Annotated in this window: 20 protein-coding genes, 1 pseudogene and 1 riboswitch; of the genes and pseudogenes, 8 read left to right on the top strand and 13 right to left on the bottom strand. The window is 37.0% G+C overall.

The genetic code is table 11. The annotated features are described in order from the left end of the window. Positions 1 to 55 precede the first annotated feature (55 nt). Entirely contained in the window at positions 56 to 1,099 is a 1,044-nt protein-coding gene (gene mtnA, locus Q9B79_RS22750; protein ID WP_306187864.1) for an S-methyl-5-thioribose-1-phosphate isomerase, read from the bottom strand. Positions 1,100 to 1,111: 12 nt separating this feature from the next. Then, positions 1,112 to 2,341, bottom strand: a complete 1,230-nt coding sequence (mtnK, locus tag Q9B79_RS22745; protein WP_306187862.1) for an S-methyl-5-thioribose kinase — start codon at positions 2,339 to 2,341, stop codon at positions 1,112 to 1,114. 589 nt (positions 2,342 to 2,930) lie between these two features. Here mtnK and ahpC point away from each other — a divergent pair. Both ahpC and ahpF read left to right on the top strand, forming a co-directional pair. Further along, entirely contained in the window at positions 2,931 to 3,494 is a 564-nt protein-coding gene (ahpC, locus tag Q9B79_RS22740; RefSeq protein ID WP_000924422.1) for an alkyl hydroperoxide reductase subunit C, read from the top strand. 14 nt (positions 3,495 to 3,508) lie between these two features. Continuing rightward, positions 3,509 to 5,035 (top strand): alkyl hydroperoxide reductase subunit F, encoded by a 1,527-nt coding sequence (gene ahpF / locus Q9B79_RS22735; protein ID WP_000599492.1) that lies wholly within the window; start codon positions 3,509 to 3,511, stop codon positions 5,033 to 5,035. Between the two features lie 49 nt (positions 5,036 to 5,084). Here the strand turns inward: ahpF and Q9B79_RS22730 are convergent, their stop codons facing one another. Both Q9B79_RS22730 and Q9B79_RS22725 read right to left on the bottom strand, forming a co-directional pair. Further along, a complete protein-coding gene (locus tag Q9B79_RS22730) occupies positions 5,085 to 5,693 on the bottom strand; it encodes an SAM-dependent methyltransferase (RefSeq protein WP_306187859.1) in 609 nt (202 codons plus the stop codon). Between the two features lie 152 nt (positions 5,694 to 5,845). Then, a complete protein-coding gene (locus tag Q9B79_RS22725; RefSeq protein ID WP_306187857.1) occupies positions 5,846 to 6,961 on the bottom strand; it encodes a M20 peptidase aminoacylase family protein in 1,116 nt (371 codons plus the stop codon). A 277-nt stretch (positions 6,962 to 7,238) separates the two neighbouring features. Between Q9B79_RS22725 and nhaC the strand changes: the two genes are divergently transcribed. After that, positions 7,239 to 8,660, top strand: coding sequence for a Na+/H+ antiporter NhaC (nhaC, locus tag Q9B79_RS22720; RefSeq protein ID WP_306187855.1), 1,422 nt, complete (start codon positions 7,239 to 7,241; stop codon positions 8,658 to 8,660). Here the strand turns inward: nhaC and Q9B79_RS22715 are convergent. Further along, the gene (locus Q9B79_RS22715) at positions 8,649 to 9,920 is read right to left on the bottom strand and encodes a transcriptional regulator (protein WP_306187988.1); all 1,272 of its coding nucleotides are present in this window, start codon (positions 9,918 to 9,920) and stop codon (positions 8,649 to 8,651) included. The genes nhaC and Q9B79_RS22715 overlap by 12 nt on opposite strands. Before the next feature lie 92 nt (positions 9,921 to 10,012). Here Q9B79_RS22715 and Q9B79_RS22710 point away from each other — a divergent pair, with 92 nt between their 5' ends. Then, positions 10,013 to 11,122, top strand: a complete 1,110-nt coding sequence (locus Q9B79_RS22710) for a mandelate racemase/muconate lactonizing enzyme family protein (protein ID WP_306187853.1) — start codon at positions 10,013 to 10,015, stop codon at positions 11,120 to 11,122. Between the two features lie 14 nt (positions 11,123 to 11,136). Then, positions 11,137 to 11,832 (top strand): GNAT family N-acetyltransferase, encoded by a 696-nt coding sequence (locus Q9B79_RS22705; RefSeq protein ID WP_306187851.1) that lies wholly within the window; start codon positions 11,137 to 11,139, stop codon positions 11,830 to 11,832. Between the two features lie 77 nt (positions 11,833 to 11,909). On the opposite strand, the pseudogene Q9B79_RS22700 reads toward Q9B79_RS22705, so the two are convergent. The 5 genes and pseudogenes from Q9B79_RS22700 to rlmD form a co-directional block, all read right to left on the bottom strand. Next, positions 11,910 to 12,600 (bottom strand): annotated as a pseudogene (locus tag Q9B79_RS22700) (M48 family metallopeptidase). A 94-nt stretch (positions 12,601 to 12,694) separates the two neighbouring features. Then, positions 12,695 to 13,213, bottom strand: coding sequence for a YehS family protein (locus tag Q9B79_RS22695; protein ID WP_306187849.1), 519 nt, complete (start codon positions 13,211 to 13,213; stop codon positions 12,695 to 12,697). Positions 13,214 to 13,608: 395 nt separating this feature from the next. Further along, a complete protein-coding gene (locus Q9B79_RS22690) occupies positions 13,609 to 15,627 on the bottom strand; it encodes a GAF domain-containing sensor histidine kinase (RefSeq protein ID WP_306187847.1) in 2,019 nt (672 codons plus the stop codon). A 173-nt stretch (positions 15,628 to 15,800) separates the two neighbouring features. Continuing rightward, a complete protein-coding gene (locus Q9B79_RS22685) occupies positions 15,801 to 16,790 on the bottom strand; it encodes a tRNA dihydrouridine synthase (RefSeq protein ID WP_306187845.1) in 990 nt (329 codons plus the stop codon). Between the two features lie 247 nt (positions 16,791 to 17,037). Further along, on the bottom strand, positions 17,038 to 18,414 hold the full coding sequence (gene rlmD, locus Q9B79_RS22680) for a 23S rRNA (uracil(1939)-C(5))-methyltransferase RlmD (RefSeq protein ID WP_046199382.1): 1,377 nt from the start codon (positions 18,412 to 18,414) through the stop codon (positions 17,038 to 17,040). A 121-nt stretch (positions 18,415 to 18,535) separates the two neighbouring features. Further along, positions 18,536 to 18,637: riboswitch (purine riboswitch) on the top strand. A 202-nt stretch (positions 18,638 to 18,839) separates the two neighbouring features. Here rlmD and Q9B79_RS22675 point away from each other — a divergent pair. The 3 genes from Q9B79_RS22675 to Q9B79_RS22665 all read left to right on the top strand — a co-directional run bounded on the left by Q9B79_RS22675 (position 18,840) and on the right by Q9B79_RS22665 (position 22,640). Next, positions 18,840 to 20,036, top strand: coding sequence for a NupC/NupG family nucleoside CNT transporter (locus tag Q9B79_RS22675; RefSeq protein ID WP_306187842.1), 1,197 nt, complete (start codon positions 18,840 to 18,842; stop codon positions 20,034 to 20,036). 175 nt (positions 20,037 to 20,211) lie between these two features. Then, positions 20,212 to 21,294: a polysaccharide deacetylase family protein gene (locus Q9B79_RS22670; protein WP_306187840.1), complete on the top strand. Its 1,083-nt coding sequence runs from the start codon at positions 20,212 to 20,214 to the stop codon at positions 21,292 to 21,294. 116 nt (positions 21,295 to 21,410) lie between these two features. After that, a complete protein-coding gene (locus tag Q9B79_RS22665) occupies positions 21,411 to 22,640 on the top strand; it encodes an aminopeptidase (protein WP_306187838.1) in 1,230 nt (409 codons plus the stop codon). A 40-nt stretch (positions 22,641 to 22,680) separates the two neighbouring features. Here the strand turns inward: Q9B79_RS22665 and Q9B79_RS22660 are convergent, their stop codons facing one another. From Q9B79_RS22660 to Q9B79_RS22650, 3 genes are read right to left on the bottom strand one after another with little or no spacing between them, the layout of a single operon-like run. Beyond that, entirely contained in the window at positions 22,681 to 23,004 is a 324-nt protein-coding gene (locus Q9B79_RS22660; protein ID WP_000263262.1) for a DMT family transporter, read from the bottom strand. A gap of 47 nt (positions 23,005 to 23,051) precedes the next feature. Beyond that, positions 23,052 to 24,503: an NADP-dependent succinate-semialdehyde dehydrogenase gene (gene gabD, locus Q9B79_RS22655; RefSeq protein ID WP_306187835.1), complete on the bottom strand. Its 1,452-nt coding sequence runs from the start codon at positions 24,501 to 24,503 to the stop codon at positions 23,052 to 23,054. Then, positions 24,496 to 25,863 carry a sigma-54 interaction domain-containing protein gene (locus Q9B79_RS22650; protein ID WP_061655290.1) on the bottom strand — a complete coding sequence of 456 codons (1,368 nt, stop codon included), beginning with the start codon at positions 25,861 to 25,863 and terminating at the stop codon, positions 24,496 to 24,498. The genes gabD and Q9B79_RS22650 overlap by 8 nt, the downstream gene beginning before the upstream one ends. Positions 25,864 to 25,874: the final 11 nt, after the last annotated feature.

Below are 25,874 nucleotides of genomic sequence, written 5' to 3'. Positions count from 1 at the left end.
CATACATCCCCCTAAGTATGAAGCTTATGATGACTGACTTTTTCATTCTATCTACTTATTGAAATAACTTTTTTAAGTTCTCTGTAAACGGTGCTTTTACAATGCCTTTTTCCGTAATAATTGCTGTCACATTTTCATGTGGTGTGACATCAAATGCTGGATTATATACTTTACTTTCTTTCGGAGCAGAATATTGTCCAAAACGATTAATCACTTCAGAAGCATCTCTTTCCTCAATGGGAATTTCTTTTCCTGTCGGTGTTTTCAAGTCAATTGTCGGCGTTGGTGCCGCTACATAAAACGGAATGTTGTAGTATTTCGCTAAAATAGATACGCCTAATGTCCCAATTTTATTTGCTACATCACCGTTTGCTGCCACACGGTCGCATCCAACAATCACCGCATCAATCTTCCCTTGTGACATGACCATAGCTGCCATGTTATCCGTAATGACAGTAACATCAATTCCCGCCCGTTGTAGCTCTAATGCTGTTAACGTCGAACCTTGTAACCTAGGACGAGTTTCATCTGAATAGATTTTTAAGTCCCATCCTTTTTCTTTCGCTAAGTACATTGGAGCTGTCGCAGTACCATACTTAGTCGTCGCTAACGCACCAGCATTACAATGTGTTAATACTCCCATTCCATCATGGAATAACGTTAATGCATGTTCTCCAATTTGCCGGTTAATTTCTTCATCTTCTCTATGAATCTCTTTTGCCTCTTCTAGCAATCTATCTTTCAACTGAGCGATTGATAAATGTGAGTCCTCTGTCACGACTGCCTCCATTCTTTCAAGTGCCCAAAATAAATTTACCGCTGTTGGCCTTGATGTTGCCAAATATGCACATATCTTTTTGACTTCCTCTATAAAGTCTTCCACCGTACCTTGAGTAACTTCCTTAGCTCCTAAATACACACCATACGCTGCTGAGACACCAATCGCTGGCGCTCCTCTTACTTTCATTACTTGAATGGCATCCCACACACTTTCAGCCGTCTTGAAAGATTCATAGACCACCTCATTCGGTAGTAATGTTTGATCTAATAAAACTAAAGCATTATCTTTCCACTGAATGGGTATTAATTGTTCTTCCATCATCTTCTCCCCTTACTTCGCATATTGCATCGACTGTTCTTTTAACGTTTCTACAAAACTTGTGCCTGTTTTATATTGACTCGCCTGTAAAATAAATTTCTTCGCTACTTGAAGACAAATGCGTTCTGCTCTAGCACGTGTTTCCTCATTCTCAATACAAATAATATCCTTTACTTTCGCTAGCCCAACAATACGACGAATTAACTCAAGACCCGTCACTGCAGCTGTATCCTCTAATACAGATTGTAAATATACTTCGTTAAAGCCTTCTTCCTTCGCCATAATCTCGGTCACATGAATATCCCAAGCCTCTAAAAACTTCTTCTTAAACAAATCAATTACCTCTACCATTGTCGATTGGAGCCAACTCATATACGTATCCTTCTCAGCGCCAGGCGTCATGGTCGCATCTGCATTCACCCAAGCAAACATTAAATTCGCCATTACATTCCCAATGTCATATCCCATCGGTCCATAAAAGGCAAACTCAGGATCGATAACCTTTGTGGAATCATTTTTCACAAAAACAGAACCAGTATGTAAATCACCGTGAATAAGCGCCTGTGCATTCGTCATAAAAGAAAACTTAAGTTTTGCGGCTTCCATACGAAGCTTTTTATCACTATAAATATGCTCTCTAATCCATCCTTCATTTAACGGAAACAACTCATTACGCTTATTATGATTTGTAAATGGCTCAGCATATACGAGGTCTTCTGTAATCTCACATAATTCAGGATTTATATAATTCTTCACAAGTTCCTTCTTCTCTTTATGATTCATTACAACATCCGATGTTAATAAAAGTGTATTTACTAAAAAGGTCGTTAAATCATCCGCAAGCTTCGGAAACATTTGATGTTTTATAAGTGCTGTACGTAATATTGTGTGGTCCGATAAATCTTCCATTACGCAACAATTCATTACACTATCAAACAAATACACCTTTGGAACGAGCCCAGGTGCTAACTCCTCCTCTAACTGCAAAACATCTGATTCTATACGGATACGATTCGTCGACAACTTAAACTCATCTGAAATCCTTGCTGTATCCCCAGCTTGCTTTACAATGACAGAAATATTCTTCTGTTCATCCCAAACGCGGAATACATAATTTAAATTACCATCGCCTATTTCTTTACACTGTAACCCCTTTGCATCCTCAAACTTAGATAATTTCTCTTTCACATATACAATCACATCATTAGCTTCCATTAAAAAATACTTTGTGAACTTAGACATGGTTTCCCCTCCACACTAATTGTAAGCGTTTTCTAAAAGCTATAAAAAATAATAGGGTGAAATTTTTTCATCCTATATTATATCTTCTTCTTTTTGAAAGGTATATCTAGATTTTATTATATCTTGTTAACATCTTGAGTCAATGTCTCTATACCATTGCAATATGCTTCCTAATTATATATTTGAGATGACAAAAAATGTTCAAAAAGATTCTAATTCATTTTATTTTATTTATCGCACAATTCTTTGTAAAATAGAAATAAGCAATCCCTTTTCAAATCCACAACTTCTAAGAAATATTCCCTTCCTATCAATTTATACTTACACCATGTCTCTAACATACGCACTACTCTTTTACATACTCGTTGAAAATCGATTACATGAAAACTACCTTTTCATTCTCTAATAAACTTAATTGAGAATAAATATTAATTAAATTGATATAAAGTTGGTTTATTCTCTTGACAAAATAACCACTTCTATATGATAATTAATATCGAATTAGAATTATTATAGTTAATTAAAAAATATATTTTATGAGCACACTATTTTTTGATGCTCAAAACCAACATTTAGGAGGAATTTTAATATGTTATTAATCGGCACAGAAGTAAAACCGTTTAAAGCTAATGCTTACCATAATGGAGAATTTATCCAAGTTACTGACGAAAGTTTAAAAGGAAAATGGAGTGTAGTTTGTTTCTACCCAGCTGACTTCACATTCGTTTGCCCAACTGAACTTGAAGACTTACAAAACCAATATGCAACTCTTAAAGAGTTAGGCGTTGAAGTATACTCTGTATCTACAGATACTCACTTCACTCACAAAGCATGGCATGATAGCTCAGAAACTATCGGCAAAATCGAATACATTATGATTGGTGACCCAACTCGCACAATCACTACAAACTTCAACGTTTTAATGGAAGAAGAAGGTCTTGCTGCTCGTGGTACATTCATCATCGATCCAGACGGCGTTATCCAATCTATGGAAATCAATGCTGACGGTATCGGCCGTGACGCAAGCATTCTTGTTAACAAAATTAAAGCAGCTCAATACGTACGTAACAACCCAGGTGAAGTTTGCCCAGCTAAATGGCAAGAGGGTTCTGCAACACTTAAACCAAGCCTTGACCTTGTAGGCAAAATCTAAGGAGTTCGATCAAAATGATACTAGATGCAGATATAAAAACACAACTATCCCAATACCTTCAGTTAATGGAGAACGATATTTTACTTAAAGTAAGCGCAGGAGACGACGACGTATCTAAAGATATGTTAGCTCTAGTAGACGAATTAGCTACTATGTCATCTAAGATTACAGTAGAAAAAGTTGAATTAGAGAGAACACCAAGCTTTAGCGTAAATCGCCCTGGTGAAGACACTGGTGTTGTATTCGCTGGTATTCCATTAGGACACGAATTTACATCATTAGTACTAGCTTTACTACAAGTAAGTGGACGCGCTCCAAAAGTTGAACAAAAATTAATCGATCAAATTAAAAACATTCAAGGCGAATATCATTTTGAATCTTATATCAGCCTAAGTTGTCATAACTGTCCTGATGTTGTACAAGCTCTTAACGTAATGAGCGTTCTAAACTCTGGTATTACACATACTATGATTGATGGCGCTGCATTCAAAGAGGAAGTAGAAAGTAAAGATATCATGGCAGTACCAACAGTATTCCTAAACGGCGAATCTTTCGGAAGCGGTCGTATGACACTTGAAGAAATTTTAGCTAAAATGGGTAACGGTCCAGATGCATCAGAGCTTTCTGATAAAGATCCATACGATGTTCTTGTTGTTGGTGGCGGCCCTGCTGGTGCAAGTGCAGCAATTTATGCAGCACGTAAAGGCATCCGCACTGGTATCGTTGCTGAGCGCTTCGGTGGTCAAGTAATGGATACTATGGGCATTGAGAACTTCATCAGCGTAAAACGCACTGAAGGTCCTAAGCTAGTAGCAAGTCTTGAAGAGCACGTTAAAGAATACGACATCGATGTAATGAATCTACAACGTGCGAAACGTTTAGAGAAAAAAGAACTTATTGAAGTGGAACTTGAAAACGGCGCTATTCTGAAAAGTAAGAGCGTAATCGTTTCTACAGGTGCTCGTTGGCGTAACGTTGGCGTACCAGGTGAAGCTGAGTTCAAAAATAAAGGTGTAGCATACTGCCCACACTGTGACGGTCCATTATTCACCGGAAAAGACGTAGCAGTTATCGGTGGAGGTAACTCTGGTATTGAAGCAGCTATCGACTTAGCGGGTATTGTTAAGCACGTAACTGTTCTTGAATTCATGCCAGAATTAAAAGCTGATGCTGTATTACAAGAACGTCTTAACAGCTTACCAAACGTAACTGTTCTGAAAAATGTTCAAACGAAAGAAATCACTGGTACTGACAAAGTAAACGGTATTTCTTACATCGATCGTGAAACTGAAGAAGTTCATCACGTTGAATTACAAGGTGTATTCGTACAAATCGGTCTTGTTCCAAACACAGACTGGTTAGGCGAAACAGTTGAACGCGTTCGCGGTGAAATCGTAACAGACAAGCACGGCGCTACAAACGTACCAGGAGTGTTTGCTGCAGGTGACTGTACAAATAATCCGTACAAACAAATCATCATCTCTATGGGTTCAGGTGCGAATGCAGCTTTAGGTGCATTTGATTACTTAATCCGTAACTAATTATATAGACGTGAGTAAAGAAAAGCAGGTGCCTCGGCACCTGCTTTTTTTATAATCTTAATGTATAAACTAAAAACCTCTCATTCCCATTCTTCTCATAAGCTCCTGGCAACCTTACTTCTCTCTTCAGCTCAAACGCAGTCTGATTCTCCAAGAAGAAAATATAATCTTCAGAAGGATAGTATAAAATAATATCCACTTCTCTCTCCGTCGCTTCTACCGAAAGTAAGATGTTATTTACTACGTTCATAAATACTTGTACAGAAAATGGATTGAAGAAATAAAAGCGGTTATCACGTGGATCAATTTCATATTCCTGCGCTAAACAACATTCAAACCCAATTTTATCTTTAACGTTTCTTACCTTTCGTACATAACGATTAAGATTATCCAACGCGTCTTTATAAAACTCTTCATTCATTTCAATTCCAACCGCTGAAGCACCACACTTATGGTGCATATAAAAGTTTAATCGTCCTTTTCCGCATCCAAAGTCTACAACTCGGTCACTACTTCTTATTTCATACTGATTTAATAGTTCATCTAATCCTCTATATGGCGTCGGTTCATAACGATGATAGTGCATAGACTTGTTAAAGCCCTTTTGCTCACCAACAGTTTTTATATGTAATACAGCATCGTAATATTGTTCGTTCATTCGTCTTCTCCTATTAGAAAATGGTACTTATTATTATACACCATGTACCGGAGAGGGATTTTTCATTGCATTAATTGGTGCGTGAAATTATATCGACGATTTTTTTAATATATCGACTTACCGACAATTCACGACAAAAAAACAGGAGCTCTTTAGCCCCTGTCTTCTAACACTTTCAATACAGTTTGTTTCAATATTTCTACTCCATCCATAATACAACTATGATCGAACTTCATATACGGATGGTGTAATCCAGGTTGTAAGTTTGCCCCGAGTCCGAGCATGACAGCTTTTAAATGTGGTCTCTTCACTGTGTAGTAATGGAAATCATCGCTTCCTGTCGTATACAGCGGTCCGGTGCATCCCTCTTCCCCGTATACTTCAAGAATGCCTTTTCGCATAAAGCGCTCAGCTTCTTCTGACACTTCAGCTCCTGGTGCAAGATCAATCCATTTGTATGAAGTTTCCGATCCCATCGATGCAGCCGATTTTATTACATGTTCTATTTCTTTCTTCAATTCTTCTAATAATGTATTACTCTCTGCTCTGACATCTAAGCTAAAATGCCCGTTACCCGGAATAATATTTAAATTATCTCCACCAGCTTGGCATCTCGTCATCTTTACTGAATAAGAACTTTGCGGTGGTAGCCATATATTTTTCAAACCGATGTTGATCATAGAAATGACATCAATTGCATTTATCCCTTGATGTGGGCGTGCTCCATGTGCATCATCTCCATGAATTGTACCCTCTAAAAACCCTGCCGCTCCGTGACGAATAGACGGGGCAGCTTGTTTCAAAGGAAGTTCTTCAATTGGTCTTAAATGAACACCAAATAAGAAGTCAGCATCATCCACAGCACCCTTCTCTACCATCTTTAAAGAGCCATTTCCTTTCTCTTCTGCCGGCTGAAAAATAAATCTAACCGTTCCACTATCCCATCTCATATTTTTCAATTGTAAAATAAGCCCCATCACAATTGTCATATGTGCATCGTGACCACATGAATGGTTCGCTTTAAATTCACCATCTACTTCTTGCCACAATGCATCCATATCGGCACGAATCGCAATAACTGGGTTTCCGCTTCCGATTTCCGCAATCACACCTGGACAATCATCAAATATTTTATATGAAATTCCTTCTTCTTTTAAAAAGTTAGTAATATACGCTGTTGTTTCATACTCTTTCCAACTCACTTCAGGGTTTTCATGTAAATGTTGAAAAATTTCAGTTAAACGTTCTTGTAATTCTAATGTTTTCAAAGCTACATTCTCCTTCCCAAATTCCAAAACCATTCAGGTTAATTATACTTATGAAAAACAGATGTTTTTATGAACATATTGAATTTTAAGAAAAAAGTCAATTGTTTATTTTTAAATACAATCGACAACTTCTTCCTACTCACTTTATAACGATAGAACATTCCTTATTTTCTGTTTCTTTATTGACGCTTACATTAATTTTTAGTTATTATAACTTAATAACGTCTATTTTGCGACAATTCAAAAAATACAAACATACATAATGAGGAGGCAGTTTATGAAAAAAGAAATACCTTTTGGAGTAGCAATAATCCCTATTATCATTACGGTTGCAGTTATGATGGTTACAATTGTTGTATTAAAACAAAACCCTCACGTCCCACTTATTATCGGTACAACCGTTGCTTCTATCGTTGCTTGGCGCTATGGCTACAAGTGGAACGATCTTGAAGAAGCAATGTATAAAGGAATTCGCCTCGCATTACCCGCTATCGTTATCATTATTCTTGTAGGTTTAACGATCGGTGCTTGGATTGGCGGCGGAATCGTCGCAACAATGATTTATTACGGGTTAAAACTTTTAACTCCATCACTATTTTTAGTTTCAATTACCGTGATTTGTTCTATCGTTGCGTTAGCGATCGGTAGCTCTTGGTCTACAATGGGAACAATTGGTGTTGCTGGAATGGGAATTGGCCTAAGTATGGGAATCCCAGCTCCAATGGTTGCTGGTGCTATCATTTCCGGTTCTTATTTCGGCGATAAAATGTCACCGCTTTCAGACACGACAAACTTAGCCGCAGGATTAACAAATACAAATTTATTCGCACATATCCGTCATATGTTATTTACTACAATCCCAGGTTTAATTATTACTCTTGTCATCTATGCATTCTTAGGAAGAAGTTTCGGCGAAAACAATATTGATGCAAAAAGCATCGATCAAACGTTACAAGTGTTGCAACAAAACTTTGTTATCTCACCATTCCTATTAATCATACCTGTAGCCGTTATGGTATTGGTCGCTAAAAAAGTGCCAGCTATACCAGCTATTCTCGTAGGTATTATTTTAGGATTTTTATCACAAGTCTTTATTCAAGGTAGTTCTGTCTCAGCCTCTGTCGGTGCACTCCAAGCTGGATTTGTCATAGACACTGGAAACAAGCTAGTAGACGAACTATTTAACCGCGGTGGCTTAGATTCGATGATGAATACTGTTTCTATGACCATTGTCGCTATGACTTTTGGCGGAGTACTAGAACATACTGGTATTCTTCGCTCAATTGTAAATCAAATTTTAAAATTAGCGACATCAGCAAAAGGACTTATCGCTTCTACTATCGCATCTTGCTTTGCAACAAACCTTACTTGCTCTGAACAATATATTTCGATTGTTGTTCCTTCAAGAATGTACGCAAATGCATACACAGAAAAGGGACTACATTCTAAAAATTTATCCAGAGCATTAGAAGATGGCGGAACATTAACTTCTGTTTTTGTACCTTGGAATACATGTGGTGTATTTATACTCGCAACACTTGGAGTTGGCGCATTCGAATATGCTCCTTATGCTATATTGAATTTCATCGTACCTATTATCTCGATTATTTATGGTATAACTGGTCTCACAATTACAAAACTATCTGACATTGAAAAAGCAGAACTACTAAAAAAACAAAAATCTCAATTAGAAGCTTAAAGATAACGGTAAATTCAGTTCATATATTGCGCGAGGGCGTCCTTGTTGATAGGGCATTTCCTCGCCGCAAATATGAGCATATCCATAATCAACTAGTTTCTTTAATAATCTTTCTGTTGATCGACGAGTCACTTGTAAGTATTCAGAAAGATCTGCTGCTGTAAACTTCAATGACGAATGTGATTGACTAAATTGAATAATTTTTGATAAGTTTGCTGGACTAAGTTTCGTTTCTTTCGCTATTTTCATTAGTTCCGGGTTTTCATTCTTCAAACTTTGTACTCTCTGTTCTTTCGGGAACGGACCAAATAGTTCTTTATCACTTGTTAGTATATAAAAACAGTGGTCTATTGGATTGTTTTCTGCAAAATCTTGAGCGATTTTAGCATTTTGCTCCGCTTCTTTTACAGTTTTTCCGTAACCAAATCCAATAGCTATCGTTCCTTCTATACTCGCAAATAAATGATTTATCATATTCGTTTTTATAATCGATTCAATATCACCACGAGTCGTATACAAAATGAACGTCATTTCATCAACTTTTTTAAATGAACCATGTAGTGCTTTGGAAATGGCATCTAATTGCTCAAGCAAACCTTCTCGTAATTCTAAAGAAGAAATCCTACAAGCGCCAACAGTAGCTGAATGGCTTTTTGCTAACTCAGCTTTTATTTTTGCATCTTTTAACCCATGTATAATGGATTGCTTCGGATCTATCATACGTTCTGAAGGAATACCTATTTTTTGAAGTTCATCATAGACAGCGTGAATACTAGTTAAAGCTAAATGTGCTTCTCCAGATTGATATTTAGCTACATGAAAATCAATAACTCTATTTATTTCATCTTTGCTCCACAGCATATTTTTATAATCAAACACTTGTGGCTTTTCTTTTATGCCAATATCATGGAACACATTTGTAATGAATGAACGGTCTACTAAATCAATTGAAATTTGATGTGGTTGAATACCTTGGTGATACATGACAGAGAGAATGGAAGATGCGACAGTTGCCTCGTCTTGCTGTAAGTACGTACTTGGAATTCGTAATTGTTCTCTTATTTCTTTTGCCATATAATAAGGTAAAGCACCTGAGAAAAAGATGAAATCACAAGGCTTTAAACGCTTTAATAGTTCAGAAGATTCTGCCGGATGAAGGTAAATATATGGATCAATCTCTATTTCTTCTAGTTTATGAGCAACAGGTAACAGTGTCTCCATAAACTCTTTTGAACCAATAACTGCAATTTTTATCATGATTTCTCTAACTCCTTATCATTAATTAACGACTATTTAACGTCAACTATATCAAATGTACAAAACTATTGTAAACAGGAAGGGGTCTCTACCTAATGAAAATTACAGCTATTCATCTTTATGCAATTCGTTTACCGCTTCGCGATCCATTTGTTATTAGTTATGGTTCTTATTCTGATATGCCTTCTATTATCGTTAAAATGGAAACAGATGAAGGTATTACCGGTTACGGTGAAGGTGTTGCTGATGATCACGTTACAGGCGAATCATGGGAAAGTACTTTCCATACTTTAAAACATACACTTGCTCCTGCGCTCCTCGGACAAGATCCAATGAGTATCGAGAAAATACACGATATGATGGATAACACAATTTACGGTGTTCCTACTGCGAAAGCTGCCATTGATATCGCTTGTTTCGATATAATGGGTAAAAAATTAAATCAACCTGTATATCAATTAATTGGCGGACGATATCATGAGGAATTTCCTGTCACTCACGTCTTAAGTATTGCCGAACCTGAAGCCATGGCAAAAGAAGCTGCTTCCATGATTCAAAAAGGTTACCAATCATTCAAAATGAAAGTCGGTACAAATGTAAAAGAAGATGTAAAACGAATTGAAGCCGTACGTGAACGTGTAGGAAATGATATCGCGATTCGTGTTGATGTAAACCAAGGTTGGAAAAATAGCGCAAACACATTAACGGCACTTCGTTCATTAGATCATGTAAACATCGACTGGATTGAACAGCCTGTCATTGCAGACGATATTGACGCAATGGCTCACATTCGTTCTAAAACAGACCTTCCACTTATGATTGATGAGGGATTAAAAGGCTCTCGTGAAATGCGCCAAATTATAAAATTAGACGCGGCTGATAAAGTAAATATAAAACTAATGAAATGCGGCGGCATATATCCCGCTGTAAAACTCGCTCATCAAGCAGAAATGGCCGGCATTGAATGCCAAGTGGGATCCATGGTCGAATCATCTGTTGCCTCTTCCGCAGGATTCCATGTCGCCTTTTCGAAAAAAATTATTACGAGCGTTGAACTTACAGGTCCATTAAAATTCACGAAAGACATCGGAAACTTACATTACGACGTACCATTTATTCGCTTAAATGAAAAGCCGGGACTCGGCATTGAAATAAATGAAGATACATTACAAGAACTAACCGTCTTTCAAGACGTTGTACGCTAAAGGAGGGCTAACACATGACAGTGCTATACAAAGGATCATTAAAACAAAATAACGATCCATTTCAGGTTACATTGCTATCACTAAAACACATCGAACAAATCTTATCTCTACAAAACGTTGTAGTCGAAGCACTAGAAGATAAAAGTCGCTTACAACCACTCTCATTAGAAGAATTTCAATACATTCTAGAGGGAAACGGCATGATGATCGGTGCTTTTATCGAAAACGAACTCATCGCATTTCGTGCCCTACTCGTCCCTCCTATCGACGAAGAACATTTAGGACTTGATATTGGCATACCAGAAAGCGAACTACATCGCGTCATCTATCAAGAAATCTCAAACGTTCACCCGAACTGCCGAGGAAATGGGATGCAAAAAATATTAGCGAAAGTCATCATGGACGAATTACAAAAAGAAGACAGCAAATACGACTATGTTTGCTGCACTGTTGCCCCTTTTAACATTCCGAGTTTGAAGGATAAGTTTGCGCAAGGAATGGAGATTGCTGCATTGAAAGAGAAATATGGCGGAAGTATGCGGTATGTTTTTGTGAAAGAATTGCGTGGGGATAAGGAAAGGGATTGGACAGATGTTAAGAGCATTCCGATGAGTGACGCTGGTGGACAGCAGGCGTTGCTTTCGGACGGTTACCGCGGGTATGACCTGGAGCAAATGGACGAAGATTTTATTGTGAAGTTTGGGCGATAATTGTTACACCAAAAAGGAGATGTCTGCTTGTGATATCTCCTTTTATTTTCTCTTCATTAAACATATAAAGCGCACCACTAAACCGTCATCTTCCAACTAGATAACGCTAACCAATCCTCCATTTCCTTATAATCAGGCATTATCTTCCCAACAAGACGCCAAAAAGATCGATCATGATTCAAATGAACCATATGACACATTTCATGAACAACTACATAATCGATTACTCGCTGTGGTGCCATCGCTAACTTCCAATTGAATGTTAGCTGTAAATTTGAATCACACGTCCCCCATGTGCGACTACTATCTGTAATACGAATAGAACGAGGCTTTGTTTTGAAGTTACTTTGATGCGCTTTAATACTCTTCTCTACTAATGACTTACACTGCTTATAGTAAAATCGTTTTAACGCTTTTTGTATTTTTCACATAAATATGTAGCTTATCTCCTTCAAATACTGCATTATCTTGCGTAATACTTGCATCTTGAGAGATTTGTATCGGATACATATTTCCTAAATACAGAAAGCCCTCTCCTTGATCATAATCCTTTTCTTGTGGTCCAAGCGCTCGCTCTTGCATTTCCTTACGTGTTTTTTGAATCCAATCCCATTTCTCCTCTAACAACTGGACTAAGTATTCAACAGGTGTGCCTTTCGGAGCTTGTAATTCTACATTTCCGTACGAATCTACGAAAAGACGCACCGATTTTTTCTTTTTATAAGTTATATGAAAATTAATTGTCTCACCTAAATATGTATGTACCATTTCATCACCTAACGTATTATTTTACATATAAAAAAGAGTAGGATACGAACGTCCTACTCTACCTATTATATCATTTACCGCTTTAACGGACTCATTATCCTCTATACTTTACAGCTAACCCCTTAATGAAGTTCCTTGCATATCTATCGCCGCACTCTTTGTAATTTTTATGGCCTTTTTTCCTTAATAGAGCGCCTAGTTCTCCCTTAGTCACCGTAACGCCTACGCTATCTAATATATCAAGTACATCCTCACTCGTTAAAGATAGTGCAATTTTCATTTTCTTTAGTAGAAGGTTGTTAGCACTCTCTTTGCTTTGCACAGGTGCCGGTTGTCCAGGTTTCGGATCTTGCTTCCCTCTTTTTAAAGTAATAAATCCATTGAAAAATGCTTCTAACATCATCATATCGCATGTTTTTACGTACTCATCTTCGATCACATCATCATTTTCAGCTTCATGCTGAGGAGCTCTCTTTATTTTTGTAAGCATATCAACTACGTCTTCTTTCGTTACTTCCATCCCGCCAAGTTTAAAGATTTCTACCATATCTATATCTCTTATATCTAAAGCATACCTTACTCTTTTTAATATATCGTTGTTGCTCATTGCCATTGTATTTCCTCCTGAAATGTTAAATATAATAATGCCTTTAGCATGTGTAAATTCATGTCGTTAAGTTACTACTTTAACATTTTAGAGGAATGTTTTGTAGTCTTAGGTGGATTAATGCTTGTGGAGATGATTTTAAAACAGCAACATATGCTGTTTAGCAGCTTTATTTTATATTTAATTCCAATAAAATCATACTGATACTAGAATTAGCATATGAAGATATCAATATTGAATATTTAATTGATTATAAAGATGCTGAACGAAACTTCGATTGAGGATTTACTATTAATTAACACACTTAAAAATGGACAAATCTAATATAAGTTTGTCCATTTTTTATACTACTCAAATATAAATACTTGTGGTACAGTTCAACAAAACTAATCTAAATAAGGTTATTTTTTATTATTTCCATAATCAAATTTAACAAAAAAAGTAGTGCCTTCGGATCCCGTTTGAATTTCTATTTTTGCATTATGACGGGCGGCAATGGCATAACATACACCTAACCCTAATCCAGTTCCATTATGTTTGGTTGTGTAAAATGGAGTACCTAGTTTCTCTAATACTTCAGGCCTGATACCTTTTCCTTGATCCCGCACTGCAAGCACCACACAATGTCGACCTTCTTTATAGGTGCTAATGGTTAGAACTTTCTCTTTGTCCATCGCTTCTAGGCCATTACGGTATAAGTTTATTAATAATTGCCGTATCTCATTACGATTTAAAAGTAATTCCGGAATGTCATTTGTATCGACTTCAATATATTTATTTTGATTATGCGTATCAATCTTTATTAAAGGAATAATATCACGGATAATTGAATTTAAATCTAACATCTGTAAATCCGATTTCCTTGTATTACCCATTGATAGAAATTCAGTAATAATAGAATTAGCACGGTCAAGTTCTTCAATCATTAAATTAAAGTGCTTATTATGTTTCTCATAGGTAGGCTCTTCTTTTAATAACTGCAAAAAACCTCGTACTGTTGTCATTGGATTTCTAATCTCATGGCTGATACCAGCTGCCATTTGCCCTATTAAATCTATGTTGGATAACCTTTTCAATTCCTGCTCATACTGCTTTTTTTCCGTTATGTTTTTAAAAATACAACAAATACCATCATCATACGGGTATGCAATAACTTCGTGCCAATATTCATCAGGGGCAGAAAAAAATTCAAAATACACTGTAGTTCGCTCTGACATTACACGATGAAGTTCCTTATATATGACTTCGTCAACGCTACTCGAGAAAATCTCCCATATATTCTTTCCTAATACATCTTTTGCTGTTTTTCTTTGTGGAAAATATTGATGCTTATTTACGTACGTAAATTCCCACGTATTATTTAAAGTAAAGAATCCATCCGTAATACTTTCAATCACACTTGTAACTTTTTTATTAGCAACAGCCAGTTCTCTCGTTCGCTCTTCCACCATGCTTTCAAGTCGATCCATATATAACAAGTTTGAAAACGTAGGCGCTGTTGCATCAACGATAGATTTTGCCAGTTGTATTTTGGAATTATCATAATTGTGAGCTTTTCCCTCTTTGCCAACGACGATTACCCCTAATACTTCTCCCATTGAAACCAATGGAATCATCAGTAGACCATTACTATCTATATTTTTTGTTTGGATAACCTCTTGGATCTTGGCTTCATAGCTTTTCTCCATCCAATCCGCTTCTGTCCAATCACATTCCTTGCTTAACTTCGTTGTTTTAATCGTTGTTTTGTCTAGGGGGTCTAAAAGGTGAGCTGCCATGTTTTTACTCTCTAAAATCTGTCCTAAGTAAAAAAAACATTTATCAAAACTCTCCTGTATCGAGGAACACATTGATAAATCACGGTTAACATTTAGTAACAGCTGCTTCTCAGCAATAAGGTTTTCCTTTTGCTTTAAATTATTTGCATTTTGAATTGCGACCGCAGCCATATTTACATAAGCTTCAACACTTTGAATTTCTGAATTTGTTAAGTTCATAGGAACTCCATAATCAAATAAAAAAACCAAACCAAATAACTCTTGCTCAAATGAGATGGGCAGAGCTAATAAGGACTTAATTTTGAACGCAGCAACTGGTCTCGAATCTGGTCGATCATCCTTTGATGTATCAGGGATATAAATCGTTTTTTTTGTTTCAATAACTTCTTTTGCCAGTAAGTCTATTTCAGGATCAATTACCTGAGTATCGAGCGTTACGCCATTTATTGTCTCTGGTTTTCCTGCAAACCCTCTAAACGTTCCATCTTCCTGGGGTAAATAAATTCCAACAGAGTTACACTTAACAATCTCCTCTGATATCGCAATTGTTACACGCTGCAATACTTCACGTAGTTCTAATTTTGTATTTATTATTTTTGTTATATTCGCGAGCCTAGAATATCTCGCCTGATCACTTAACATTCACACGGCCTCCAATTATAGGCATAATAAAATAAACATGATACTATCATTGAAAATCAAGACCAACCTACCATTTTTACTTTTCTCTTGTATTCTTTTCTTACCCTTGTTTTACGCCTTTACTTCTGATACAGTCCACCTTAATTAAAATGAAACAGTGTAACTTTCAAAAGTTACACTGTTTCACTACCTTCTACTACATTCACACTCGCCTCAAACTTATCAAGCAATGCACGTACTTCATTCGTTGATTTCGTACTCATCAATTGATTTCTCAATTCAGCAGCTCCTGGGAAGCCTTTTACATAAATTTTGAAGAAGCGATGTAATCCTGTGATAGAGCGTGGTAATACTTCTGCATATTGATCTTGAAGATCCAGCTGCAGTCTTAAAAGATCAAGATGTTCTTTACTACTATGCTCTCTTGGCTCTTTTTCGAAAGCAAATGGATTTTTAAAGATTCCTCGTCCGATCATTACGCCATCAATGCCGTATTTTTCAGCAAGCTCCAGCCCTGTTTTACGGTCAGGGATATCTCCGTTTATTGTTAGAAGCGTATTTGGTGCAATACGATCACGTAATTTTTTAATTTCCGGAATTAGCTCCCAGTGCGCATCCACTTGGCTCATTTCTTCTCTTGTACGTAAGTGAATAGAAAGATTTGCGATATCTTGTTTGAAAATGTGCGTTAACCAATCTTCCCACTCGCTTAACTCTTTAAAGCCAAGTCTTGTTTTTACACTGACAGGTAGCCCTCCCGCTTTTGCTGCTTGAATAAGTTCTGCCGCAACGTCTGGACGTAGAATAAGGCCACTACCTTTTCCTCTTGATGCTACGTTTGGTACAGGGCAACCCATATTAATATCGATGCCTTTAAATCCTAACTCTGCCATACCAATACTCATTTGGCGGAAGTATTCAGGATTATCTCCCCAAATATGCGCCACGATTGGTTGTTCATCTTCTGTAAAAATTAAACGGCCACGTACACTTTTCATACCCTCTGGATGACAATAGCTATCCGAGTTTGTAAACTCTGTGAAGAATACATCTGGACTACCAGCTTCACTTACTACGTGACGAAAAACAACGTCTGTCACATCTTCCATTGGTGCAAGTACGAAAAATGGTCGTGGTAAATCACGCCAAAAATTATCTATCATTTCAAATTCAAATCCTCTCACTATGAATACAATTTCAAACTCTCAATAAAGTGAAACTTTAATCAGTGGGGGTTCTTCATCCCCCACTGATTATCAGCCCTCACCAATCGGACTTTTATGGGCAGTTGATCCCCACCTAACTTCTTTGCTTGCGATGAATTTTGAGGCGGGGGGTCTTACTGCCCAGTAAAGCGGGATAAACCAAAAAGCAGATGGTATAGATTTTCCTATATCAACTGCTTTCCTATTATACCAACTTCAGCCAAGCTACACACTCTACATGAGTCGTATGCGGGAACATATCAACAGGTTGTACTTCCTGCGTTTTATATCCGCCTTCTTCTAGTACTTTTAAGTCACGTGCTAATGTTGCTGGGTTACATGATACGTATACGACGCGTTTTGGTTTCATGTCGATGATTGTGTTAAGTAGTGCCTCATCGCAACCTTTACGCGGTGGATCTACGACCATTGTATCAGCGATTACGCCTTCTTTGTACCATTTTGGAATGACTACTTCTGCTTCTCCTACACCAAATTCAGCGTTTGTCATGTTGTTTAGTGCTGCGTTTCGGTTTGCGTCTTCGATTGCTTCTGGGACGATTTCAACGCCGTACACTTTTTTCGCTTTTTGTGCTAGGAATAAGGAGATTGATCCAATTCCGCAATAGGCATCAATTACTGTTTCGTTACCATCTAATTTTGCGTATTCTAACGTTTTATCGTACAGCACTTTCGTTTGTTCTGGGTTTACTTGATAGAATGAACGTGCTGAAATCGCAAATTTAATGTCACCGATAAAGTCATAAATATATTCTGATCCGTACAGTACTGTCGTTTTGTCTCCGAAGATTACGTTTGTACGTTTCGTGTTTACGTTTTGAACAATCGATTTTACTTCAGGGAATTTCGCAGCAATTTCTTCAATGATTGCTTTCTTGTTTGGTAATTCTGCTGTACGAGTGATGAAGACAAGCATAATTTCCCCTGTTACTTGCCCGTAACGAGCCATTACGTGGCGAAGTGTTCCTTTGTTACGCTCTTCGTTGTATGCTGAAATCCCGTGTTTTTCACAAATACGTTTTACTTCTTGAATTAATGTATCGTTTTCTTCTGCTTGAATTAAACACGATTCCATATTAATGATGTCATGTGTTCCTTGACGATAGAATCCAGCTACAAGTCCACCTTCACGTTCTCCAATTGGTACTTGTGCTTTGTTACGGTATACCCACGGATTCTTCATGCCAAGTACAGGATGAACAGGAACATCACTTAATCCGCCGATGCGCTGCATAACGTCACGTACTTGTTTTTCTTTCGCTTGTAATTGTCCTTCATATGTTAAATGCTGAAGCTGACAACCGCCGCACTGATTGTACACTGGGCATTCTGCATCTTTACGATATGGGCTCTCTGTATGAAGCTTCATTAAACGACCGAATGCGAAGTTTTTCTTTACTTTAATAATTTTAATTTGTGCTTCTTCACCTGGTAATCCGTTTTTAACGAAAATAGGATAGCCTTTTACTTTCGCAACACCGGCACCATCATGTGTTAAATCTTCAAATACTACATCTATAAACTCGTTTTTTTCAACTGGTGGCGTCATTTTTGTACTCATTTTCCGACCTCTCTTTTTCATAACACTGCGTTACATTTTATCATACTTATATGGTCTATTTCTATTGGAAGAAAAAAAGCTATTGACGATAGTTCTCTGTTAATGTTACGCTACTACTAATTTAATACGGACGATGTTACCTCATATATACTCGATAATATGGATCGAGAGTTTCTACCCGGCAACCTTAAATTGCTGGACTATGGGGAAAACTAATGAATATTAGCCCATGTGCAAAAAAGGACTCATATTGATTAGCTTTCTCTCATAGATGAAAGTGAATCCATATGGGTCTTTTTTTATTTTTATTTTTCTAAAAGGTCAGACATCTTACGTATGACATAAAACCTCCTTGTTTTACTTTTAGTAATATAACAAGCGTTTTATGTACAAACTTTATACGAACTTCTGAAAGGGGCAACCACATGCAATATGTAATGAGCATTATCGGTATTCTTGTCGTTTTAGGTTTATGTTTTGCTTTGTCAAACAACAAAAGTAAAATCAACTTCCGTGCAATTGCTATTATGATTGGTTTTCAAATTTTAATCGGTTGGTTTATGTTTGGCACAAAAATTGGTCAACAAATCATTATTTTCATTGGTAAAGTTTTCAACAAACTAATTAAACTTGGTACGACAGGTGTCGATTTTCTCTTTAATGGGATTCAAAGAGATTTTGTCTTTTTCTTAAACGTACTATTAATTATCGTATTTTTCTCAGCACTACTTTCTATCTTTAGTTATTTAGGTGTTTTACCATTCATCGTTCGCGTTGTCGGCGGTGCCATTTCAAAAATTACTGGTTTACCACGCGTTGAATCATTCCATGCGGTAAACTCTGTATTCTTCGGTTCAAGTGAAGCGTTAATCGTTATTAAAAATGATTTACAACATTTCAATAAAAACCGTATGTTTATCATTTGTTGTTCTGCAATGAGTTCAGTTTCTGCCTCTGTTACAGCATCATACGTAATGATGTTAGATGCGAAATATGTACTAGCAGCTCTTCCGTTAAACTTATTCTCAAGCTTAATCGTTTGTTCGCTATTAACACCAGTTGATACGAAAAAAGAAGATGAAGTGATTCAAAAATTCGATAGAACTTTATTCGGTGACAGCTTTATCGGTGCAATGATTAACGGTGCACTTGACGGTTTAAAAGTAGCTGGTATCGTTGCCGCATTAATGATCGCCTTCATCGGTGTGATGGAAGTTGTAAACTACGTAATTAGTGCCGCTTCAGGTGCAATGGGATATGCTGTTACGTTACAACAAATCTTCGGTTATATACTTGCTCCATTCGCGTTCTTAATGGGTATTCCAACTCAAGATATTATCCCAGCTGGTGGTATTATGGGTACGAAGATTGTATTAAACGAGTTTGTAGCAATACTTGATTTAAAAGGTGTTGCATCAACATTATCTCCACGTACAGTTGGAATCGTTACAGTATTCTTAATTAGCTTCGCAAGTATTAGCCAAATTGGTGCAATCGTTGGTACAATCCGTGCCCTTTCTGAAAAACAAGGAAGCATCGTTTCTAAATTTGGTTGGAAAATGCTATTTGCATCAACACTTGCTTCTATTTTATCTGCGACAATCGCTGGATTGTTTATTTAATAAAAAATCACCTTACTCGTTGAAGTAAGGTGATTTTTTTATCTATTGTTACTTTTCTCATTCCATACATTTTCTCCAAATGCTATGATGAACAAGGGTATGTCCCCACCTCTCTTACAGCGGTGGGGATTTTAAATATAAATATGTAACATAATACACAATAGAAGGTGATTTTATGAGAAAATACGCAGCAATTGCTTTATGTACGTCTGCTATTCTAGCAGGTTGTAATATTAGCAATGTAAACCAGAAACCTAAAAAAGATAACAAGGTTCAAGAGACTAAGAAACAAGAAGTGACCGTACAAGAACAAGGGAAAATTTCTTATACTCCAATTACACATGAATCTACAAACACTACTATTCACATGACAGATATAAAAGATACTTTGACAGAGGTACAATATAAAATTTGGCGAACTGCTGACGGAAAGGAAACTGCTAAATCTTTATCTTCTAAAGAAAAGGAAAAACAATTTTCACTTCCTTTTGACATAAAAGAATTTGAAGGAAAACGCGGTGAGTTTCAAATTGAAACAACAGGAATAAAAGAAGATGGGAAAACCATCCCTCTCACAAAATCTGCTATTACTTTCGAGCAAAAGGTTCCCGTTCTTATGTACCATGCAATCGATAATTATCACGGACAAGGCATTAAAGATTTATTCGTATCACCTGCTAACTTTGAAGCCCAAATGAAATATTTAAAGGACAACGGCTATACACTACTAACTTTTGAACGTTGGAGTGATATTAATAAAGTAAATAAACCTATCTTTGTTACATTTGATGATGGTATGAAAAATAATATGAATGCATTCCATGTTTTACAAAAGCTAAAAGACGATACGTTTAAACCAACAGCAACAGAATATATGATTGTTAATAACGTTGATGTAGAAGGATCACTGTCTACTTCTGAAATAAAAGAAATGGTCGATTCCGGTATTTTCTCAGTACAATCTCATACAGCGACGCATGCAGACTTACCGAAAATTACAAACTATGAAGAGGAACTAAGAGGATCGAAAGAAAAGTTAGAAAAAATAACAGGTAAGCCCGTTATCGCAGTTGCTTATCCATTCGGTCATGTAGATGATAAAGTCGTTGCAGAAACGAAGAAATATTATCAATTTGCGGCGACAACAAAACCCGGAAAATTCATTACAAAAGGTGAACTCGATGAATTGTTAAAAATGAAACGTGTTCGCATACACAATTCGACGACCGTAGAACAGTTTGCTTCTTCGATTAAATAACGATGAGATCTCAATATATTTTGAGCTCTCTTTTTACGCTATATTTATATATATATTTTGAATTTTCTTGTATTATATATAATAAGAAATCTTTCAAATTAAAGGAGATTATACATATGTCATTTGAACAAACGTTAGAAAAATATGCTGCCCTTGCAGTCAATGTTGGTGTTAATATTCAACCAGGACAAACATTATCAATTAGTGCGCCTCTTGAAGCTGTACAATTTGTACGCCTCGTTACAGAAAAAGCATATAAATCTGGTGCAAAACACGTATATGTGGATTGGAATGACGAGACGTTAACACGCTTAAAGTTCGATCTAGCTCCTGAAGAAGCATTCGCTGAGTTCCCATCTTGGAAAGCAAACGCTCGTGAAGAATTAGCAAAAGAAGGCGCTGCATTTATGTCTATTTATGCAGAAAACCCTGATCTATTAAAAGGTGTAGAACCAACGCGTATCGCAACAGCTCATAAAGTAGCTGGTGAAGCAATGAAAGTATACCGCGATTACGTACAAGCTGATAAAGTAAGCTGGTGTGTCATTTCTGTCCCTACGAAAGAATGGGCTGCGAAAGTATTCCCTGACGTTGCACCAGAAGAACAAGAAGCAAAACTATGGGATGCTATTTTCAAAGCTACTCGCGCTGATTTAGAAAATCCTGTGGAAGCATGGAAAGAACACGATGAAACGTTACATACAAAAGTCGATTACTTAAACGAAAAGCATTATAAAGCTCTTCACTATACAGGTCCTGGAACAGATTTAACAATCGAACTTCCAGAAAAGCATGTATGGGCTGGTGCTGGTAGCTTAAATGAAAAGAACGTACCATTTATGGCGAACATTCCAACTGAGGAAGTATTTACAATGCCGCTTAAAACAGGTGTCAACGGCCAAGTATCTAGCACAAAACCGTTAGCATTTGCAGGTAACATTATCGATAACTTCACGTTAACATTTGAAAACGGACGTATCGTAGACTACAAAGCTGAAGCTGGTGAAGAAGCTTTAAAACATTTAGTGGAAACAGATGAAGGTTCCCACTTCTTAGGAGAGGTTGCTTTAGTACCTCATGATTCACCAATTTCAAACACAAATATTTTATTCTACAATACACTATTTGATGAAAACGCATCTTGCCACCTTGCAATCGGAAATGCTTATGCATTCAACTTAGTTGGCGGAAAAACAATGTCTAAAGAAGAACTGGCGGAAAACGGAGCAAACGCTAGTATTACACACGAAGACTTCATGATTGGCTCAGCTGAACTTGATATCGACGGTATTACAGCTGATGGCAGACATGAGCCTATCTTCCGTAAAGGTAACTGGGCATTTTAATACAAATAAAAGGCTATCTTCCACACTGGAAGATAGCCTTTTATGATGCCGATGAAACCTTAAGTCCAATTACGCCTAAAACGATAAAGAGAATACAAAAGGCTTGGAATAAGCTTATGTGCTCTTTAAAGAAATACACGCTAATGATTGTAATAAGTAATGTTCCTACCCCAGACCAAATAGCATAAGCGATACTTAAATGAATTTTTTTTACAACGATAGCAAATACGCTGAAACAAATTCCATAAAATACGAAAATAAGTACACTTGGAACAAGCTTTGTTAAACCATTCGATAACTTCATCGCAATTGTTCCTGCTACTTCAAAAATAATTGTTACGAGTAATAATAGCCAATATACCATACTAGAATCTCCTTATCTGTTACCTTATAGAGATTCTAGTATACTACTTATAGCCCTAATGAAATATATTTAATTTCTAAATATTCCTCGATACCGAAATGGCCTCCTTCACGGCCAATACCACTTTCTTTAAAGCCACCGAATGGTGCTTGTGCAACTGATGGGAGACCATCATTTAATCCGATAATACCGTACTCTAACGCTTCGCTAATTTGGAATGCTTGACTAATATCTTTTGTAAAAATATAAGCAGCCAATCCATATGGTGTATGATTTGCACGTTCGATTACTTCTTCAACCGTTTTAAATTTCGCAACTGGTGCCACTGGTCCGAATGTTTCTTCATTCATGCAAAGCATCGTATCGTTCGCCAGCCCAATTACAGTTGGTTGCATAAAGTGTCCATTTAGCTCTGCAACCTTTTGGCCACCATATAAAACTGTTCCACCCTTTTGAATAGCATCTTCAATATGTTCCTGTACCTTCGAAACTGCATTCTCGTCAATAAGTGGTCCTACAGTCGTTCCATCACCGAAACCGTCTCCTACTTTCAACTGCCCTACTGCCTTTTGGAACTTCTCTGCAAATACTTCGTAAACTTCTTCCTGAACAAATACTCGGTTTGTGCATATACACGTTTGTCCTGCGTTACGGAATTTCGAACCGATTACTGCCTCTACCGCTTTATCTAAGTCCGCATCGTTCATAACAATAAACGGCGCGTGACCACCTAACTCAAGTGAAACCTTTTTCATCGTTTGTGCAGCACTAGCCATTAATTCCTTCCCAATCTCAGTTGATCCTGTGAAGGAAACTTTTCGAACACGTCCATCTTCCATCCACGTATCAGCAATTGCTTTCGCACTACCTGTCACAATATTTATTACGCCTTTTGGAATATCTGCTTCATGAGCTAATTCAGCTAATTTTAACGCAGTTAACGGCGTTTGACTTGCAGGTTTTACAACCGCTGTACATCCTGCTGCAAGCGCCGGGGCTACTTTTCTCGTAATCATAGCAGCCGGGAAGTTCCAAGGCGTAATAGCTGCCATAACTCCAACTGGTTGCTTCATAACTAAAATACGTTTATTCGGATGAGAAGCAGGAATCATTTCACCATATACGCGTTTTCCTTCTTCTGCATACCATTCAACAAAGCTATTGGCATAATTCACTTCACCAAGCGCTTCTGCAAATGGCTTTCCTTGTTCTCTCGTCATGATTGCTGCAATCTCTTCTTTATTTTCATCAATAAGTGTGAACCATTTTTTTAACTTCACTGCACGGTCTGCTGCCGTTAACTTAGACCATGATTTAAAAGCCTCATGGGCAGCATCAACAGCTTGCTTTGCCTCTGTTACCCCGCCCTTCGGTACCGTCGCAAATATTTCTTTCGTTGCCGGATTATTTACTTCGATTTGTTCTTGCAATGTAATCCACTCACCATTTATATACATCGCCTTTTTCTCTACATTCACAAACATCGCTTTTTTATCCAATGTTTTCTTCCTCCTCTATAAGTTTCTTTATTTTCCTAGTGGCAGCAGATTGACTTATTTTTAAAAACTCCGCGACTTTATAACTTGATCCATATGTTTTATATGCTTTCAAAATAATATTCCGTTCTACTTCTTCTAACATTTTATAGAGACTTTGGCCGGACTGTTCAACCGTTGACTCTTGCATCGCTATTGGTAAATCTTCTATCGTAACGATATCATCAGCAGTTATAACAATTCGCTCAATCACATTTTCAATTTCTCTATTATTTCCTTCCCACGGGTAACCAACAAACATTTGTAATGTGCTAGGTGCTAACTTTACATTCCGGCCATATTTCTCGTTAAAGTGTTGTAAATAATGATAAATGAGTGGCAAAATGTCTTCTGTTCTTTCCCGAAGTGGCGGAATGACAATTGGGATGACATTCAGACGATAATATAGATCTTTCCGAAATGTTCCTTGTTTCACCATCATACTTAAATCTCTATTTGTTGCCGCTACAATTCTAACATCCACCTTTTTTAATTCTCTTCCGCCTATAGGGCGAAACGTTTTTTCTTGCAACACTTGCAAAAGCTTCGCTTGAATTTCAAGCGGCATTTCGCCAATTTCATCTAAGAATAGAGTTCCTTTATGCGCTGATTCTAATAGTCCCTTTTTCCCTTCACGATTCGCACCTGTAAAAGATCCACCTGAGTATCCAAAAAGCTCTGATTCAATTAAATTTGTCGGCAATGCCGCACAGTTAATTTCATAGAAACTTTCATTCTTCCGATTACTCACTTCATGTAAATGACGTACCAATCGACTCTTCCCTACTCCTGTCTCACCTAAAACGAGAACCGTACTATCTACCACAGATACTTTCTTAATTGTCTCCACTATTTTTTGCATAGCGATACTTTTAAAAATAAGTCCTTCATGTTCATATGTTTCTCTTAATTCTTTTTTATATGTTTTTAACTGATTATCCATTTCCTCTACCTTTTGACGTAATTGGTAGAGCTCTGTAAGGTCACGAGAATAACTAATCACTCTTCTTAAATTTCCCTCATCATCAAAAACAGGTCTTGTACGAACGTGTAAATACTCTCCTGATTTTGTCGTCTGAACGAGTTCGATTGGCCTCTTTTTTTCAATTACTTCTAACGTTGCTGATGGATAAAAGATACCATCCTTCTGCAACTCTTTTACATGCTTACCTACCAATTCTTTAGCAGCTAATTGATAGTGTCTTTCACATGTACTATTTACACGCACAACGATTCCCTTTTCGTCAGTTACAAAAATTTCGTCAAACGCATATTCAAATACATCTTGTAAATCCATTAACACTCGTTCCTTTTCTGCAACCATCCTAGCCACCC

It is taken from the genome of Bacillus sp. MHSD_36, from assembly GCF_030757775.1.
GTDB lineage: Bacteria > Bacillota > Bacilli > Bacillales > Bacillaceae_G > Bacillus_A.
The sequence above is the reverse complement of the archived record's forward strand: the minus strand, read 5'-3'. Positions and strand labels throughout refer to the sequence as shown.